This is a genomic window from Barnesiella viscericola DSM 18177 (genome assembly GCF_000512915.1).
Lineage (GTDB): Bacteria > Bacteroidota > Bacteroidia > Bacteroidales > Barnesiellaceae > Barnesiella > Barnesiella viscericola.
In genome coordinates this window covers 1-19,073 of sequence record NZ_CP007034.1, presented here as the reverse complement: position 1 = coordinate 19,073, position 19,073 = coordinate 1, and the positions used below count along the sequence as shown (strand labels likewise).

At 53.5% G+C, this 19,073-nt stretch carries 11 protein-coding genes; 4 read left to right on the top strand and 7 right to left on the bottom strand.

Annotated features, from left to right (window positions below):
- Nucleotides 1–93: 93 nt before the first annotated feature.
- Entirely contained in the window at nt 94–1,647 is a 1,554-nt protein-coding gene (locus BARVI_RS00060) for a choice-of-anchor Q domain-containing protein (RefSeq protein WP_157232417.1), read from the bottom strand.
- A 72-nt stretch (nt 1,648–1,719) separates the two neighbouring features.
- Entirely contained in the window at nt 1,720–4,311 is a 2,592-nt protein-coding gene (locus tag BARVI_RS00055) for a glycoside hydrolase family 31 protein (RefSeq protein WP_025277245.1), read from the bottom strand.
- A gap of 245 nt (nt 4,312–4,556) precedes the next feature.
- Here BARVI_RS00055 and BARVI_RS00050 point away from each other — a divergent pair, with 245 nt between their 5' ends.
- The 3 genes from BARVI_RS00050 (at nt 4,557) to cysK (ending at nt 8,104) form a co-directional block, all read left to right on the top strand.
- The gene (locus BARVI_RS00050) at nt 4,557–6,122 is read left to right on the top strand and encodes a sulfatase (protein ID WP_025277244.1); all 1,566 of its coding nucleotides are present in this window, start codon (nt 4,557–4,559) and stop codon (nt 6,120–6,122) included.
- Nucleotides 6,123–6,269: 147 nt separating this feature from the next.
- Nucleotides 6,270–7,118 carry a deoxyribonuclease IV gene (nfo, locus tag BARVI_RS00045; protein WP_025277243.1) on the top strand — a complete coding sequence of 283 codons (849 nt, stop codon included), beginning with the start codon at nt 6,270–6,272 and terminating at the stop codon, nt 7,116–7,118.
- Nucleotides 7,119–7,156: 38 nt separating this feature from the next.
- Nucleotides 7,157–8,104 (top strand): cysteine synthase A, encoded by a 948-nt coding sequence (cysK, locus tag BARVI_RS00040; RefSeq protein ID WP_025277242.1) that lies wholly within the window; start codon nt 7,157–7,159, stop codon nt 8,102–8,104.
- A 137-nt stretch (nt 8,105–8,241) separates the two neighbouring features.
- Here the strand turns inward: cysK and BARVI_RS00035 are convergent, their stop codons facing one another.
- The 4 genes from BARVI_RS00035 to BARVI_RS00020 all read right to left on the bottom strand — a co-directional run bounded on the left by BARVI_RS00035 (nt 8,242) and on the right by BARVI_RS00020 (nt 16,072).
- Entirely contained in the window at nt 8,242–10,929 is a 2,688-nt protein-coding gene (locus BARVI_RS00035; RefSeq protein ID WP_025277241.1) for a 4-alpha-glucanotransferase, read from the bottom strand.
- Between the two features lie 108 nt (nt 10,930–11,037).
- Nucleotides 11,038–11,880, bottom strand: a complete 843-nt coding sequence (locus BARVI_RS00030) for a helix-turn-helix domain-containing protein (RefSeq protein ID WP_025277240.1) — start codon at nt 11,878–11,880, stop codon at nt 11,038–11,040.
- Between the two features lie 23 nt (nt 11,881–11,903).
- A complete protein-coding gene (locus BARVI_RS00025) occupies nt 11,904–13,313 on the bottom strand; it encodes an amidohydrolase family protein (protein ID WP_025277239.1) in 1,410 nt (469 codons plus the stop codon).
- Nucleotides 13,314–13,540: 227 nt separating this feature from the next.
- Nucleotides 13,541–16,072: an adenosylcobalamin-dependent ribonucleoside-diphosphate reductase gene (locus tag BARVI_RS00020; protein ID WP_025277238.1), complete on the bottom strand. Its 2,532-nt coding sequence runs from the start codon at nt 16,070–16,072 to the stop codon at nt 13,541–13,543.
- A 452-nt stretch (nt 16,073–16,524) separates the two neighbouring features.
- On the opposite strand from BARVI_RS00020, the gene BARVI_RS00010 reads away from it, so the two are divergent.
- Nucleotides 16,525–17,274 (top strand): NADPH-dependent oxidoreductase, encoded by a 750-nt coding sequence (locus tag BARVI_RS00010; protein ID WP_025277236.1) that lies wholly within the window; start codon nt 16,525–16,527, stop codon nt 17,272–17,274.
- Between the two features lie 93 nt (nt 17,275–17,367).
- Here the strand turns inward: BARVI_RS00010 and dnaA are convergent, their stop codons facing one another.
- Nucleotides 17,368–18,771, bottom strand: coding sequence for a chromosomal replication initiator protein DnaA (gene dnaA, locus BARVI_RS00005; RefSeq protein ID WP_025277235.1), 1,404 nt, complete (start codon nt 18,769–18,771; stop codon nt 17,368–17,370).
- Between the last annotated feature and the right edge of the window lie 302 nt (nt 18,772–19,073).

The following is a 19,073-nucleotide window of genomic DNA, read 5'->3' as shown; positions in this document are numbered from 1 at the left end:
ATACTGATATTAAAGACGACACTGTCGTCTCTTTATACCCTTCTTTTTTTATTTTTTTTGTATGAAGACAAAAAAATATCGATGAACAAAATTTTACCGTATGGATACCTTTCGGCATACTTTATTCAGACGAACAATATATATGCCCGAGGGTAAAGTGATTTCGGCTTGTCCCGATACAATCTGGGTATGGCGTAACCTTCCCAACACATCATATACCATCAAGTTACCTTCGACCTCAACGACAATCAGGCGACCTGCCGCGGCATAAATCCTGGGCCCGCCCGCAAGCTCTGCAACTCCGGTTGAAATATCTTTGTGATACTCGTAAGCCCCCATGTCAATCGTGTTGTTTTCAATTCGCGACTCACCGTTCAGATCGGTATCCATAGGGACAACTGCATACGAATCGTTATTACCGGTATCGATACAGGGACTGCCTTCGGCCAGACGATAATCGCCACCCTCGGCATCGACAAAGAGAGGATCGTCTTGTATGCAATCTATCTCCTGAGCATCAGCAGAAACAATTGAGGCAACCTTGTAACAGGTATTGGTCAGAGTACCGGTTCTCATATTGGAAATACGTATATCTCGTTCAACGGTTCCTCCATTAACGGTATTTCCCCACACGATACAATTCCTCACATGGCCGTTATCAACCATAATGCCTCCCGATATGGCACTGCCCGACGTATTATTCAACTGGTTGGAGACTACTGTAGAATTAATAATCTGTGCCTCTTCAGAACCCAGTTGTACACCTGCTCCTACAGACATAGCCTGATTCCCTATTATCAAACAATTAGCTATTACGCCAGAATGGATCCAAATTCCACCAGATGAATTTTTCTCGGCCCGGTTATTGCGAATAACCGAGTTGTAAACGACACCCGTAGACTCGCAATAGATACCACCGCCCGTGTAAGGAGACACATTGTCTTCTATCACGCAATCTTTTACGAATGTATTGTTTTTCATGTAGACACCACCGCCCAACGAGCTCTTTCCGTCACCTGTCGAACTATTATTATACACGTGGCAAGATTCCAGTCCGGCTTCTTTTCCTTCCTCGAAAGTCGACAGGTATACACCTCCGCCCTTTTGAGAAGAAGAGCCGTGGATATGGCATTTGCGTAAAACGCCCTGTCCGTAAATCCATACCGATCCGCCTTCATTGGGGCCTCGACTGGTACTGAATGCCGATGTTCCACCCGATATATCGAATCCCTCGAAAGCAACACTACCTTTATATATGGTAATCACCCGCGATACCGGTTCCTGATTCTCATCAACGGGAGCAACCAAATAGGTTTCGATAGGCGTCTCCTCATCGATTACGGGCAGATCGGTCTCCGATTCGGTTCCCTCGCAGTTCCCATAAATAACAATCTGTTTCTTCGTCTGAAAATAGAACCCAAGTCCATCGGTGGCCGGTGCGGTATAAGTCCCCTTCTTGACCAGAATGATGTCAGCGGCCTCGGCTGTACCCGAAGCACTACCGATTGCCTGCTCCAACGTGGTGGCACTCGCCCAACTGCTGCCGTCGCCACCACCCTCGGGTGTTACATAGTAGACCTGCTGGGCCTGAGTTGCACACAGGCTGGCTACAACTCCAAAAACAACGAATAAGTAAAGTGTTTTCATACGCATAAGATTTATATGGGACAATGGCTCGCCGGGAAGAATACCCTCCCCGACGAGCATTTATTTAGTTGTTTACTTGGCAAAAGGACTCACCAAATCATCTTTCAAGGTAATCTCCATGGCCTGTTGGAAGTTATCCTTGAAATAGCGGATATAGCGGTAGAAACCGGCAGGGTCATAAGAGACCTTCAAATTGGTCTCCGAACAGAACCCGGTGACCTCGGGAACCACATAGTTGCCGGCATACTTGAATTTGCGGGCAGCGATAGCTTCGTGCAACTCTTTCATCTGCTTGATCATGCCGTCGTTTACATCAATGGAATCGGTTTTGTCGTACTCCACTTCAATCTCATACGTGTTGCGACAATCGGCATTGGGTACCGGTATGGAAACCACAAAATCTTTTCCCGAGTAGGACCACCGGTTCGAATCGGGCAAAGCGGTATAATCGACCGCCTCGCCGTTTACACGAACCGTCCGGGGCATCTCGGCACCATAGAGTCGCACGAGATAATCTTTCGAGTCGGTCATGCCCTCATACTGCCCGGCTCTCGGGGCAATGGTGATGCGTTGCATGCGGTTTTCGGTCTGCGAAACGACTTGTGTCGTGGCATATTGGGTATCGTACTGCTGGTCGTTACCGGCATCTTCATAGACGGTAAACGCTCCTTCACGTCCCGGGAATATGCCGAAAATCAAACGGTTCGGATTCTCGTCGAGCGTATTCACCTCCTCACCATACATGGGAATCACGGCTCCGGCCTTGATGTAGATTGGATACTCTTCGAGGGTAAAGCAGCGTACCAATTCCTGCCCTCCTTTCAACATCGTTCCGGTGTGCCACTCATACCAGTCGTTACCGGCCGGCAGCCACACCTTGACCTCTGAAACGCCCTCTTCCATGGGGGCCCCGATGGGGGCTACCAAAATCTGGTCGCCAAACATATACTGCCGAGAGTAGGTATAGGCCAACTCCTCCTCGGGATAATCATAGTACATGGGACGACACAGCGAAACACCGGTTTCATAGGCCTCGCGAGCCATCGTATAGATATAGGGTACCAGCTGGTAGCGCAACCGCACGGCACTGTATAGTGCGTCGTAGTACTCGTCGCGATAGCGCCAGATCTCTTTAACCAGCGAGGGGTCCTTGTTGGAGTGAGTCCGCAAGATGGGACTCAATGCGCCATACTGCACCCAACGCACATACATCTCGGGTTCAAATTCATAGACGTTGTCGTCCTCAATAAATTTATGTCCGCCAATGTCGTGGCTCCAATAGCCATACAGCACATTCGACGCCGTGTTGGTAAAGTAGGGCTGATATTCGAGGGTATTCCAGGTGATGTAGGCATCGCCCGAAAAACCAATTTGATAGCGATGATTACCCAACCCACCCCAGCGATGGTAGATGAGCGGCCGCTTGTCGGTATTGCGCTTCATGTCTTCAAAGAAGGTATAGTTGAGCCACCAGGTGTTGTTCAACGTCGGTATATCCTTGTCGAAGACCCATTGTTGCCAATCGAGCCACCAGAAGTCGACCCCCTGCTTTTCGATGGGGTGCAGCACGACATCGAAGAGGGTCTGCATGAATTTTTTATTAGCGCCTTGCCAAGGGATATTTTCCCGCGTGGAGGTATCGAAATTCATCTGTTTGGCAAAATCGTTGTACTGGCACTCAAAGGGGGCGATACCCGAAGCGGGGTGCAGATTCAACGTAGTCTTCAAATGTTTCGACTTGGTCCAGTCGAAAAACTGATCGGGGTCGGAGAAGAGCCGTTTTTCCCACGTGTAGCCGGTCCAGTGCTTGCGCTGGTCCCAGGCATCGGGTTTGGAAAAGAGGCTGTCGGTCTCGTGCCAGTCCATATCGACCACCAGCACATCGAGTGGTATGTTATACTGCTCGAACCGCGACACGACATCGCGCATCTCGTTGTCGGAGTAGGCCCAGTAGCGCGACCACCAGTAGCCGAATACAAAACGGGGGGGCAAGGGCATCTTCCCGGCAAAGAGGGTAAAATCTTTCAAGGCCGTCTTATAGTCGGTCCCATAGGCCATGAAATACCAATCCTGAACCGACCGGTTTTTATCCCGCTCTTCGACCCAGGGAAAATCGCTGTTGTCAAACAGGAGGCTCTTCGAATCGTCGATCAGCGTCCAGCCGTCGCGCGAGAGTATACCGTCTTCCAACTGCAACTCATGCCGGGGCTCGTTGCGCTTAATAAATGTCGTGCCGTCCATACGGTCGAGCGTGCGGGCCGTGCCCTTCAAATTGCGTTGTTGCTTCACACCGGGATTCCAAGTGAAGGGATTATTCTTATTCTTATATTTTATACTCAGATTTTCTGCCGAAAATTTTCCGGAATTCAGCCGATAGGTCAACTCCAACTCATCGGTACGAATAATCAGTTTCCCTCCCTTTATCTTTTTCTCAAAGTCGGGCACCGGCAAATGACGGTTCACCACCACGAATGACCGATCGTCGGTAAACTGTCGCAGAGAATCCCATTCCATACGGATTACACGGGGGGTCAACACGGTAAATCTCACTTCGCCCTCCTCGATAATCGCCCGGGCATCGGCTTGTCCGTCGCGCATCTCACCTCGGGCGGCAAACAACAACAGACAACTGAACAGCGAAAAAAACAAAAGTCTTTTTTTCATGGTCTCAAATTAAGTATATAAGGTAACACAGATAAGACGACAAGACTGTCCCAACATACCCACCTTCGGTAAAATAATTTTTTCAAACGACGGCCATGTATCGGTGCAAGTGAAAACCGAAAGCTCCGGAATAACGGTTTAACAAGTTTTATTCGGACATGCCAACCCGATAAACCGAAAAAATTCACTATCATTGTAATCGATTTTCGGCACAACGCCGGGAATCTTTTTACCCGAAACACACGATGAAAAAGAGTTTATCCTTGAAAAGCGCCCTGGTACTAGCCTCCCTCTCCGGGGCTTCGCTCATGCAGGCTCAACAACAGCCCAATATTATCCTGTTCCTGGTCGACGACATGGGTTGGCAGGATACGTCGGTTCCCTTCTATTCCGAATCGACCCCGCTAAACAACCGGTACCGTACGCCCAATATGGAGCGCTTGGCCCGCATGGGGGTAAAATTTACCGAAGCGTATGCCTGTGCCATCTCCTCGCCTACCCGATGCAGCCTGATGTCGGGCATGAATGCAGCTCGCCACCGGGTGACGAACTGGACCCTGAACTACGACCAGAAGACCGACGCTACCAGCGAGGTAATCCAACTGCCCGACTGGAACTACAACGGCATACAACCGGCCGGCACGACACAGGCTGCCGACTTGAAGAACTCGACACCTATCACGTCGCTGCCTCAGATTCTACACCAGAACGGATACTACACGATACACTGCGGCAAGGCTCATTTCGGAGCCAAAGGAACTTCGGGAGCCGACCCCTCGACGATGGGATTCGACGTCAACATTGCCGGTGGAGCCAACGGTGCACCGGGCAGCTATCTGGGGACCCGGAATTTCGGACAAGGCTCTCCCTTCGAGGTCCTGGGTCTGGAAAAATATTACGGACAGAACATATTCCTCACCGAGGCACTCACCCTCGAAGCCATCGAGGCGATGAAACTCCCTATCGGGGAGAAGCGCCCCTTCTATCTCTATATGTCGCACTATGCGGTACATTCGCCCTACGACGATGACGTCCGATTCAGCGACTACTACCGCAACCGGCCCGATGCCCAACTCCATGCTCCGCTCAATGAGAACGAAGCCCGCTATGCGGCATTGGTCGAGGGTATGGACAAGAGTCTGGGCGACCTGCTCGACTTTCTCGAAAGCCAGCCCGAGGTGGCCGCCAACACCATCGTCCTCTTCATGTCGGACAACGGTGGACAGGGACTGAACAACGTGCGTCAGGGCCGTGCCAACCGCGACCCAAACTACCCGGCCCGAGGTGGCAAGGGGTCGGCCTTCATGGGTGGTGTGCATGAACCGATGATGGTCTATTGGCCCGGTGTAACCGTGGCTGGCAGCGAGTGTAACCAACGAGTAATGATCGAGGATTTCTTCCCCACGATTCTCGACATGGCCGGGGTAAAGGAGTATTCGACCGTACAGACCGTCGACGGGGTGAGCTTTACCGATGTGCTGCGCAACCCTTCGGCCCGATACGAGCGGCCCATCATATGGCACTTCCCCAACCTGTGGGGCGAAAGCCAGAACAAGGAGGAGGGCTACGGGGCCTACTCCTCAATCCTGAAAGGCGACTATCACCTCATCTACCACTGGGAGACGCAACAACGACGACTCTACAACGTGCGCGAGGACGTGGGCGAACAGCACGAGCTATCGAGCGAACTGCCCGAAGTGGCCGAGTCGCTGGCCCGGGAGTTGACCGACTACCTGAAATCGACCGACGCCCAGTGCCCCGTCTACAAGGCTACGGGCGAGGCCTGCCCCTATCCCGACGGTTCGAAATAAAGCAATATTATATAAAGATAATATCCACCGTAACCCGGAAATACCGAAGGTAAGAGATTGAATAATCATTAAAAAAATCCAAACCGATTGTAATAAACCCAACCCTCTTTCTTATCTTTGAATAGACTAAACTTATCAGACAACGATATGAAATACATAGGAGCTCATGTAAGTGCCTCGGGCGGTGTAGAAAACGCTCCCGTAAACGCACACACCATCGGAGCGAAGGCTTTCGCTCTATTCACCAAGAACCAGCGGCAGTGGCAATCGCCCCCCTTGTCGGATAAGAGTATACAGGCATTCAAGGAGCGCTGCGAGCAGTATGGATTTGCCCCCGAACACATCTTGCCGCACGACAGCTACCTCATCAATCTGGGTCACCCGCAGGAAGAGGGGCTGGCCAAAAGCCGGGCAGCCTTCCTCGACGAGATGCAGCGCTGCGAACAACTGGGGTTGAAATTACTGAACTTCCACCCGGGCAGCCACCTGAAAGAGATTTCGATGGACGAGTGTCTGTCGCGCATCGCCGAGTCGATAAACCAGACACTCGACAAGACCCAGGGGGTTACCGCCGTCATCGAAAACACCGCCGGGCAGGGCAGCAACGTGGGATTCCAGTTTGAACACCTGGCCGCTATCATCGACCAGGTGGAGGACAAGAGCCGCGTAGGGGTATGCATCGACTCGTGTCATGCCTTTGCCGGTGGATACGACCTGGCTACGGCCGAGGGGTATGAACAGACGTGGAAGGATTTTGACCGGATAATCGGATTTCACTACCTGCGGGGCATGCACCTGAACGATGCCAAGAAAGGGCTGAACTCGCGGGTCGACCGTCACGACAGTCTGGGAGCCGGCGTGCTGGGCATCGGCTTCTTCGAGCGCCTCATGCAAGACCCTCGCTTCGACAACATTCCGCTCATTCTCGAAACGCCCGACGAGAGCCTCTGGCCGCAAGAAATCAGCCGACTCTACGAACTGGCGGCCGCCCGATAGGTGCCGATGCCTCATATCAACCCAACACAGAACAAGTCATGAAAAAGATAGCTAAAAACCTGACCGACCTCATCGGGAACACGCCCCTATTGGAACTCTCGAACTACAACCGCAAGCACGAGTTGGGGGCTACGGTCATTGCCAAATTGGAGTATTTCAATCCTGCCGGCAGTGTGAAAGACCGCATCGCTCTGGCCATGATCGACGATGCCGAACGGCGGGGAGTGCTGAAACCGCATGCCACCCTCATCGAACCCACCAGTGGTAACACCGGCGTAGGGCTGGCCTTCGTGGCCGCTGCCCGGGGGTATCACCTGATACTCACCATGCCCGAAACCATGAGCCTCGAACGGCGTAACCTGCTCAAAGCGCTGGGGGCGCAACTGGTGCTCACCCCGGGAGCCGAAGGCATGACGGGTGCAATCAAAAAAGCACAGGAACTTAACGAGCAGATCGAGGGCAGTGTCATCTTGCAACAGTTTGAGAACCCGGCCAACCCGGCAGCTCACGTAGCAACAACGGCCGAAGAGATTTGGCGCGACACCGCAGGCGAAGTCGACATCTTCGTGGCCGGAGTCGGCACGGGTGGCACAGTGAGCGGTGTGGGCAAAGGATTGAAAAGCCACAACCCGGCTGTCAGGATTGTAGCGGTAGAACCGGCCGGCTCACCCGTCCTGTCGGGAGGGAAACCCGGGCCGCACCAGCTGCAAGGCATCGGGGCCGGATTCGTACCCAAGACCTACGACGCCTCGGTGGTCGACGAGGTGATTCCCGTCGGCGACGACGACGCTATCCGCACCAGCCGCGAACTCACCGCTACCGAAGGCATGCTGGTGGGCATCTCGTCGGGGGCTGCCGCCTGGGCCGCCACCCAGCTGGCCCGGCGTCCCGAAAACCAGGGCAAGAATATCGTGGTGCTGTTGCCCGATACCGGCGAGCGATACCTCTCGACCGTCCTCTACGACTTCGAGGGATACAAACTCTGAAACAGACCCGAAAGGCTGCCCTACCCCTTCTCTACGAGGTGAGGACTTTCGGTCTTGCATACTCAACAAAAATCCCTGGCTACCCAACGGGTTACCAGGGATTTTTCGTATGCTTCTGAAAAGGGAACCGGTTATTCTCAGACACAACGGCCGCTACGGGCTATCAGCTCTCGCAGGCGGGTGTTGAATTCCCCCTCGGCCAACAGCTGCTCAATCGACAAGTGCATGCGATAGCGCCAGTAATGGTGCGGGCAGGCCGGTATGTTGATGCGCTCCTCATCGGGATTCTTCCGGCGCAGACGGCCGTCGATGGAGAGCCAGTCCTGCAAGGGCAATATGGCCAGCATCGAAGGGGCCGAGAGGTTGAGGGCTACAATGCGTTCGCATATCCACGGTTCGCAAGTGGCAGGCGCGGTTCCCTCCTCGCCCAACACCTGGTTGAAGTAGTGCTGAGTGCGCACGGGGTCCTCCGTCCACCAACTCCGTATGCCCGACATATCGTGGGTCGAGGTGGTGCAGACCGACCGCACGGGGTAACGGCTCACATCGCCAAACTCGCAATTCCACTCCTTGGGCATGCGCTGTATTTCGAGCGAGAGAATCTGCAACTGCTCCATCACCTCGGGCACGCAGGCGGGTATCATACCCAGGTCTTCGCCACACACCAGCATATCGGTCGAGGCCACAAGTACCGGCAGTTTGCGCAGCGCCTCGGCCTTCCAGAAATCGTTGTGCCGCCAGTAGAAGAAATCCTCATAGAGGCGGTCGAAACAGCCCCGCTGCTCCTCGTCGAGCGCCCGGTAGGCCTGGGTGCGACTGCCCAGAATGCGGGGGTGATAATAGCCCGGCTTATCGGGATCTTCGAGGAAGAGCACCTCGTCGAGCAACTTCAACAAACCATCGCGTATCAGTATGTTCATCTCGTCGTCGGCCCCGGCAAAGTAGTCGACCACCTTGCGTTGGGTATTCATCATCACGTTCAGGTCCCAACGGCCGTTCCCCTTGTTGATCAGGAAGCGAGTCTTTACTTCATCGGTATAGGGCCCGAAAAGGTCGGTCAGCGACTCCTCGCGCACATAGGGCACGGTCTGCCACGAGGCATCGAAGTGAAATCCCCGCTGCTCCAACTCGTCGGGCGAGAGCGGCATGGCCGAATGGAAATGGCCCAACAGCCCGTGAACGGCATCGAGCGGAATCTCCCAAATGCGGAAGAAGCCCAAGATGTGGTCGATGCGGTAGGCATCGAAATAGCCGGCCATCTTGCGCAAGCGAGCCTTCCACCAGGCATATCCGTCGCGAGCCATCACCTCCCAGTCGTAGGTGGGGAATCCCCAGTTCTGCCCCTCGACCGAAAAATCGTCGGGGGGAGCTCCGGCCTGGCAGTTCAGGCGGAAGAGGTCGGGATTGACCCACGCATCGACACTGTGTCGGCTGATGCCAATGGGGATATCGCCTTTCAACACAACCCCGGCCCGGTGAGCATACTCGCGCACATCGGCCAGTTGCAGATGCAGATGATACTGTATGTAATAGTAAAGAGCGACCGACCGGTACCAGGGACTCCACACGGCGCAGTAGTCGGCAATCATCGACTCGTCGTAGCTGGCAAACTCGCCCCAGCGGGTAAAGTCGGCCGTGCCGAAACGGTCGCGCAGACTGCTATATGCCGCATAGGGCTGCAACCAGAAGCGGTTCTCCCGGAAGAAGCTCTTGAACCCCTCGCTGGCGAGGGTTTCCTCGCCCTGCTCGTCGAACAACAGACGCAGATACTCCATCTTGACCCGGTTCACCCGTTCGTAATCGACCTCAGCCAGCAGGTTCAGCTCCCGTTGCAGAGTGTCGAAACGGGCCTGTTCGGCCTCGTCGCGCAACCGCCCCACCTCCGAGAGACGCAGATACTGCGGGTGCAGGGCAAAGGTCGAATTGGCATTGTAGGGATAGGAGTCACGCCAACCGCCCGTGAAGGTCGTGTCGTTGACCGGCAACAGCTGGATAAAGGACTGCCCGGTGCGCAGGGCCCAGTCGACCAGATATTTCAAATCGAGAAACTCGCCCGTACCGAAACCGTAGTCGGTACGCAACGAAAAGACGGGAATAGCCGTGCCGGCTCCCTTCCACGTACGTTCCGGGGCCTGAAAACGGAGGTCCGAAACGACGACGGCAGCCGAATTGGGCTGCATGGAATCGTCGCATACTCGGTTCGCACCCGATTCCCACGCTACGACCTCCCGTTGCTGCGTGCGAACGACGACAAACTTGTATTCAAAGGGAATACCCGTTTGCGAGGCATCGAGGGTGATGTGCCACTCGGGGAAATCGGTATCGTCGAGGGCCGGAGCCTGGGTGGGATTCCAGCTGCCCAATGCGGGCGAACTCCCCACCAGCAGCAGCTGTTCGTCGGGCCGCAGTTGCGGGGCAAAGACCCTGAACGTGATCGTGCCGGCCGCCGGCCGCTCGAGTTGCGGCTGGGGGTGCTGACGAAAGAAGATACCTTGCGTAAAGGCCGAGGAGTAGAACGGCAGGTCGTCGGGGCAGTCGCGCCAACGGTCGAGCAACCGGTATTCGGACACCTTCTCGCCCGGCACAAACCGGTGCGGACGGTTCCACTCCCGACGCACCGCATCGCCCGACTTCACCCAATACCGATACGCGAACGAAGTTGTCGAGGAGGGCACCTCGATGGTATAGCTCCACAGGTCGCCGCCCCGATAATCCATCACGACGGCCCGGGCTTCGTCGCCCGCTCCCAGCGGCTCGACATCGCCCGAGAGCATGAGCAATTCACCCCAACAGGTGTGGTAATATAGTTCAAAAGTTATCTTCATGATAGTCCTTCATTGGTCGTTAATTGGAGTCATAAAGATAGAAAACTTTACAGAGAAAGTCGGCATCTGTCCCACGCTTTTTTTACGGGTGAAACGGCGCTTCGGAAATCAATCTTTGCGATTCTGCCGCTGGTAATAGGCCGGGGCACAGCCATACCGCTTCTTGAAGGCTTGCGAGAAGTGCGACCGATTCTTGAATCCTACCCGATAACCTGCCTCCTGCGCCGTGATTCCCCCGGCCAGGAGCAGACTTTTGGCCCGTTCCAAACGATGTTCCAGAATCCACCGCTGCGGAGAGAGGGGGCTGATTTTGGCAAAATCGCGCTTGAAGGTGGCCAGACTGCGCCCCGTATAGGAGGCGAACTCTTCGAGACTGAGCTCTTCGGTGAAATTCTGTTCCATGAAATCCAAGAGGTCGATTTTCCACACCTCGTTGAAATCGAACAGGGTCGGATAGAACCGGTCGTCGAGAGCCAGCAGACACATGACAGCCTCCTGCACTTTCAGCTGCAACCACTCGGTCGCAGGAGTCTCGCCACTGTCGGTATAAGGCAGGAACGAATCGAACAGACTCTTCAACGCCACGGTGCGGGGCAACACGTTCACCGTCTTACCGATGGGTGCGACTCCCTGCAACCGCTTGCAGCTACCGGCTATGCGTGTGTAATACTCCTTCAACTCCCTGCGGGGCAACGTCAGATTGATGCCCCGATAGGGTTCGCCGTCAAACGGTACCTTGGTAACATCGATGGTACAATCGCGGCGGATAAAGACATACTGCCCGGCCTCGACCGCCTCGCTCTTGTCGCGACCGGCGATGACCAACTTGCCCGAACGGACGAAAATAATGGAGTGCGCCGGCATGCGGTGCTCCACATGCATGTCGTGGGGAATGCAGCAACTCAACAGAATATCCCCGTAGTTGACCAGACTCTCTACTTGTCCATTCATACGACAAAGATAAGACAGGACAGCTATTTCTCCGGCTTCATTTTGAGAAATATTTCGGACATGGCCGAGGGGTTCATCGGTATCATGTCGACCAGGTCGAGCGATTTGACCATGTGCAGCGTACCCTGCTTGTAGGTCTTGAAATGCGGAGTCGTGAGGTGATGCCGGTAGGCCTCGCCGCTGGCATATATCTCCAAGATGCGCACCTGGCAGGAGTCGCGCTGCTGTATCATGGGATAGATGGCAATCACGCCCGGCTCCTCACGCACCGAGGTGGCCCCCACCTCCAAGGCGGCGGCAAGGTAGGCATCGAGATACTGGGGATAGATCTCTATCTCGGAGATGCGCACCAGCATACCCGAATCGGTATCGGTCACGACCGTCGGGAGCTGGTTCGCCAGACTGGCTACGGACTGGGAATCCACGGGCAGGAAAAAAAGCCGGGCCGCATTCCTCCACAAAAAGTCATCGGCATAAGCCGAGAGTTCCTTGTCGACAGCCAACGCCGCTTCCAACCGGCGCAAGTTACGGGTCAGGAGTTCGGCCGACTGATAGGGATAGTCCGAGCCATACATGATGTGATCTGGACTGGTAATGGTGAGCAGCGTGCGTATGACGGCCGGTGAAGTAACACCGGCCAGGTCGTAATAGAGCCGGGAGAGGTTGGCCTCGATATTCACCTCGCCCATCAGACCCCGGGCTTGCAGTACCGGGACGAGGGCTTTCAGGCGAGGTATGGCCAATGGCAGAAACGAGCCGCCATGCGGCACAACGACCTTGACATCGGGGTAACGCACCAACAGGTTACGGGTCAGCATATTCATCAGAGCACGGGTTGTCTCGGCCGGATATTCATAGGCCGCCAGCGGCAACCTCGCCATTAACTGTTCGTTCACAGGAACGGGCTTGTGGGGGTGAACGACGATGACTGCCTTCCGACGATTCAGTACCTCCATCAACGGGTCGAGCGCCTCGTCGCCCAGATATTGTCCCCGGCTGTTGGTAGCCAGTTTCACCCCGTCGGCCCCAAGCGTGTCGAGCGCATAGACGGCCTCGGCAATGGCCGCATCGACATCGGGCAAGGGCAACGAAGCACAAAAGCGGAAACGCTCGGGACTGGCAGCCTTCAACCGGGCACAGGAATCGTTGTACTGTCGCACGCCCCGACGACACTCGTCACGGTCGCCAAACCAGGGTTGAGGTGCCGGCATCGAGAGTATGGTGCACCCGATACCCGCGCTGTCCATGAAGGCCCGGTGCGAATCGACCTCCCACGCCGGCAAGGGAAAGCCCTCCTCCATCTCGGCTCCATGACGCTCAATAACCTCCCGATAAAACGGGAATATGTTGTGACTGTGCACATCGACAATCTGGCGGGCATGGCCCACTCCACTACTTACAGCCATAAGCCAAACCAATAACAGGGGTTTCATACGTATTTGGTTACACTTGAATTATCGATAGCAAAGGTATGAATAGCCAGATAAAACAATGTTAGTATACGGCTCATTTATCGTTGCCGTATGGCTCAATAACAGGTCTTTATATCGCTACCCACCTACCCTTCGACCCTTCTTTCATGGAAGCTGAAAACAGTCGGGGGCAGACTCTAATTAAGAGTCCGCCCCCGAGGCTGCACGTTTATTTTGTAACCAAAAAATTATCCACAACGCGAAGTTCCGCACGAGGTACAGATGAGACAGCCCTCCTGATAGATAAGCGTCTCGTTACCGCAATTCGGGCAGGTCTGGCCGCTGGCCTTAGTACCGTTGGGCAGGTATTTCTTCAAGGCACGCTCCACACCGTTCTTCCAGCTGTTGATCGACTGGCTGTCGAGTTCGAGGCTCGATACCAGTTTGAGCACTTGGGGAATGGGCATTCCGTAACGGAGCACACCCGAGATGAGTTTTGCGTAGTTCCAATACTCGGGATTGAACTTGTCGGATAGGCCTTCGATGGTGGTCTTGTATCCCCGTTTGTTGGAGAACTGGAAGTCGTAACGTTTCGTGCCATCGGGGTTCACCGCCTTCACGATCTTACCCTTCACCACATTCTTGGGGCAGAAGATACCGTCGTCGTCGTCGGCCAAACCGGTAAAGATTTCGTAGGGTTTCCCGTCTTTCAGGCCCACGAAGGCAATCCACTTCTCCTTGTTGTTCTGGAAGCGGACCACGTCGGCCTCCAACTCGATGGGACGCACCAGCTTCTCGGCCTGCACGGGAACCACCGGTTTCTTCTCCTCTTTCTTGGTCGAGATGAGCACTCCCGAGCGGGAACCGTCGCGATAGACCGTACACCCTTTGCAGCCCGAACGCCAAGCCTCGACATACAACTGACCTACCATATCCTCGCTCACATCGGCGGGAAGGTTGATGGTCACGCTTATCGAGTGGTCGACCCACTTCTGGATACGGCCCTGCATGCGCACTTTCTGCAACCAGTCGATGTCGTTGGCCGTAGCCTTGTAATAGGGCGACCGGGCTACCAGAGCGTCAACCTCTTCCTGGGTATAGTTCTCTTTTACCTCGATGCCGTTTACCTGCATCCAGGTGATGAATTTATGGTGATAAACCACATACTCTTCAAAGGCGTCGCCTGTCTCGTCGACATAGTCGATGTGCACGGCGGGATCGTTGGGATTCACCTTGCGGCGACGACGATAGACCGGCATGAACACAGGCTCGATTCCCGAGGTGGTCTGCGTCATCAGACTCGTCGTTCCCGTAGGAGCGATGGTGAGGCAGGCGATGTTGCGGCGACCGTATTTGCACATGTCCTTGTAAAGCTCCTCGTCTTCATGTTTCAACCGTTTGATAAAGGGGTTGTTCACCTCACGGTCGGCATCATAGATGGAGAAGGCACCACGCTCCTTGGCCATCGTAACCGACGAACGGTAGGCGGCCAGAGCCAAGGCCCGGTGTACTTTCTCGGAGAAGTCGGTGGCCTCTTCGGTACCGTAACGGTAGCCCATGGCGGCAATCATGTCTCCCTCGGCTGTCGTGCCCACTCCGGTACGACGGCCTTGCAGGGTGCGTTTCTGTATCTTGTACCACAAGTTGAGTTCAGTACTCTTCACCTCGTCGGTCTCGGGGTCGGCCTTGATTTTCTCGATAATCTTGTCGATTTTCTCCATTTCGAGGTCGATGATGTCGTCCATGATTCGCTGAGCCAGCATCACATGCTTGTGGAAGAGGTCGAAATCGAAATAGGCCTCCGGCGTGAAAGGATTAACTACATAAGAATAGAGGTTGATGGCCAACAGACGGCAGCTGTCGTAGGGACAGAGGGGTATCTCACCGCAAGGATTGGTCGAGACGGTTTTGAAACCGAGGTCGGCATAGCAATCGGGCACCGATTCGCGAATGATGGTATCCCAGAAGAGGACTCCGGGCTCGGCCGATTTCCAGGCATTGTGCACGATTTTCTTCCAGAGGGCTTGCGCATCAATCTCCTTCGTCACCTTGGGATCGGGCGAGTCGATGGGGAATTGTTGTATGTAGGGCTTGCCGGCGGTGGCAGCTTCCATAAAGTCGTCGTGAATCTTCACCGATACGTTGGCACCGGTTACCCGGCCTTCGACCATCTTGGCGTCGATGAACGACTCGGAGTCGGGGTGCTTGATCGATACCGACAACATCAACGCGCCCCGGCGGCCGTCTTGTGCCACCTCGCGGGTCGAGTTGGAGTAACGCTCCATGAACGGCACCAGACCGGTTGAGGTGAGGGCCGAGTTTTTCACGGGCGAACCTTTGGGACGGATATGCGACAGGTCGTGCCCCACTCCACCGCGGCGCTTCATCAGTTGCACCTGCTCTTCGTCGATTTTGATGATGCCTCCATACGAGTCGGGGGCACCGTCGAGACCAATCACAAAACAGTTGGAGAGCGACCCCACCTGGTAGTTGTTGCCGATACCGCTCATCGGGCTACCCTGCGGCACGATATACCGGAACGATTTCATCAAATCGAACAGTTCCTGCGACGAAAGCGGATTGGGATACTTCTGCTCAATACGAGCAATCTCATTGGCTATGCGCCAATGCATGTCGTCGGGAGTCTTTTCATAGATATTCCCATACGAATCTTTCAAAGCGTACTTGTTGACCCACACACGGGCGGCCAGTTCGTCACCTTTGAAATACTCCAATGAAGCTTTATAAGCCTCATCATAAGTATAAGTTGTTGGTTCCACGAGATATATGTTTTTCTTTTTATGTTAATTTGTTAATTCCTTAGACCAAGGTTTTTCGATAGAAGAATTACGGTGCAAGTTTATAAAAAACATTCTACATACACAAATATTCTCTTTTTTAATTATCAACATTTTACAAAGTTTCTCAATTTTAAAAATCAAACCACTTATTATCAATATATTATATTTTTCAAAAATCAAAAAAGTTTCCCGTTTTTGAAAATCAGCAAAATAACCGGCAAATTCATAAAGAAAAGTCAGATTCTTCTGGAAAGCCCATCAGTATTCACTTTGCATAAATTTCCCGCACAGGAAAGTTAACAATTACAACAATTCATACATTTCAATTAATTTACACTTTTCCCTTTGATTTGAGACAAACTATCAACAAAATCAATAAATTTCACTACCTTTACAAAAGATAAAAATTTACCCTATTAAGATAAACACTTATGATAAACCAGCTAAAAGAGAGAAGAACGATAAGGCAATATCTCGACAAGGAGATTGACGACAGCCTGCTCAACGAATTGCTCGAAACGGCATTCCGCGCCCCTACCACGGGCAACATGCAAGTGTACAGCGTAGTGGTTACCCGCCAGCAGGAGAACAAGGAGCGGCTGGCTCCGGCTCACTTCAACCAACCGACAGTGACCCAGGCTCCCGTGGTGCTGACCTTCTGCGCCGATTTCAACCGGTTTGTAAAATGGTGCGAACTCAACCACGCCCAACCGGGCTACGACAATTTCCAATCGTTTGTCACCGCCGCCATCGACGCTCTGCTCGTGGCTCAACAGTTCTGCACGGCAGCCGAGCTCTCGGGCTTGGGCTGCTGTTACCTGGGTACCACTACCTACAATGCCCCCCAGATAGCCGAGGCGCTGCATCTGCCCCGCCTGGTTATCCCCATCACCACCCTCACCGTAGGCTATCCGGCTCACACACCGGCTCAGGTAGACCGCCTGCCCATCGAGGCAATTGTCCACCATGAGAGCTATCGCGACTACTCGCCCGAGGATATTCAACGCCTCTATGCCTACAAGGAGAGCCTGCCCGAGAACCAACAGTTCATCGCCGAGAACCACAAGGAGACTCTGGCACAGGTATTCACCGACATACGCTACACGCGCGAGAACAACGAGCTGTTCTCCAAAATCTATCTCGACTTCATCGTAAAGCAGGGATTCAAGCTGCCTGAATAGGAAGGCCATATACCTATTATATAATAACAAAGCCCCGGAACTCGGTTCCGGGGCTTTGTTATTGATCTGTTCCTGCAATGACAGGTTATCCTTTTATCCTTGCTGGATACGTTGTTCTATCTCTTCCAAATCGGCTCGCAGTTTCTTGTCGACCCCGATCTGCTCGGTAATGGTCTTGCAGGCATGGAGCACCGTAGCGTGGTCCTTCTTACCCAACACGTCGCCTATCCCGGCCAACGACAACGAAGTGTATTTCTTGGCCAGATACATCGACATCTGCCGAGCCACTACCACCTCTCTCTTGCGGGTACGTTCGAGCAGACGCGAAACGTCCAATCCGTAATAGCCGCACACAGCCTCCTTGATGGTATCGATGGTAATCTGCTTCTGCACCATCTTCACGCTGGCAGCCAGCACCTGGTCGGCCATATCGATCGAAATCTCCTTTTTCAAGACGCTCGAACGAACCATCAGCGAAACGATAACCCCTTCGAGGTCACGCACGTTGTCGGTCACGTTGCGGGCAATGTAGTCGATTACCTCCTCGTCGATGATCAGGCCGTCGCGATGCACCTTGCTCATGAGAATATCGTAGCGCAACTTGTAATCGGGACGCTCCACCTCGGCCGTCAAACCCCATTTGAAACGGGTGAGCAGGCGCGAAACCATACCTACCAGCTCGACCGGCGGGCGGTCGCAGGTGAGCACCAGTTGCTTGTTGCTCTGATGCAGGTGGTTGAATATGTGAAAGAAGGTGTTCTGGGTCTGTGTCTTCCCGGCAAACTCCTGAATATCGTCCATCAACAGCACATCGATGCTCTGGTAGAAGCTGATAAAGTCGTTCACCCGGTTGTTGCGCACGGCATCGGTATACTGTACCAGAAAATCGTGAGCCGACAGATAGAGTACGCGCGACGAAGGGTTATTCTCCTTGATGCGCAAACCGATGGCTTGAATCAGGTGAGTCTTTCCTACCCCCGACTCTCCAAACAGAAACAAGGGGTTGAAGGTATTGCGACCGGGATTGGCGGCAATCGATTCGGCAGCCGTACGCGCCAACATATTGCTGGCCCCCTGATAGTAGCTCTCAAAAGTATAAATCGGGTTCAGGCGGGGGTCGAGCTCATCATATACGCGTTGCTTGAAGGGGTCCAAAAGGTCGGGCATCGCCTGCTGCATCTTCTTCACGGCAGTCGACCGTGTCGTAGCAGTCAAGTCGACCGTAGCTTCGGGCTGACGGACGATCTGCACACGATACACCAATTTTACGTTTGCCCCATAGATGCGAGGCAAAACCTTCTTCAAGAGATTGAGGTAATGCTCCTCAATCTGCTCGATGACGAAATGCGAAGGGACAAGCAAAGTCAACACATTATCGCTATCAACACCCAACGAGGTTATCGGCTTGAACAGACTCTCGAATGCCTCAGGATTGATGTTGTCTTTGATAATTGTCAAACATTGGTCCCACAACTGAACATGTTGTTCTGAACCCATTTTATGTAAATCTTCTATCAAAAAACTTTTGCGTTTACAAAATTCAAACTATTTTTCCTCAAAAACAAATCGGAAAATATTTGCATTTTACATTTCGATTACAAACGGTTGATTTCAAAGTTTTTATAAAGGGACACCTTTCGTTACAATTTTTTTAAATTTAGAAACTATCACCACTCTAAAAATCAGCCATTTATAATTATACTATGTTTTTCAGCATACTTTTTATCACACCTTTCCACCCAACAAATAAACCCCTACAAGGGTAACTATGGGTATTTTACGAAGAAATTCTCCGTGCA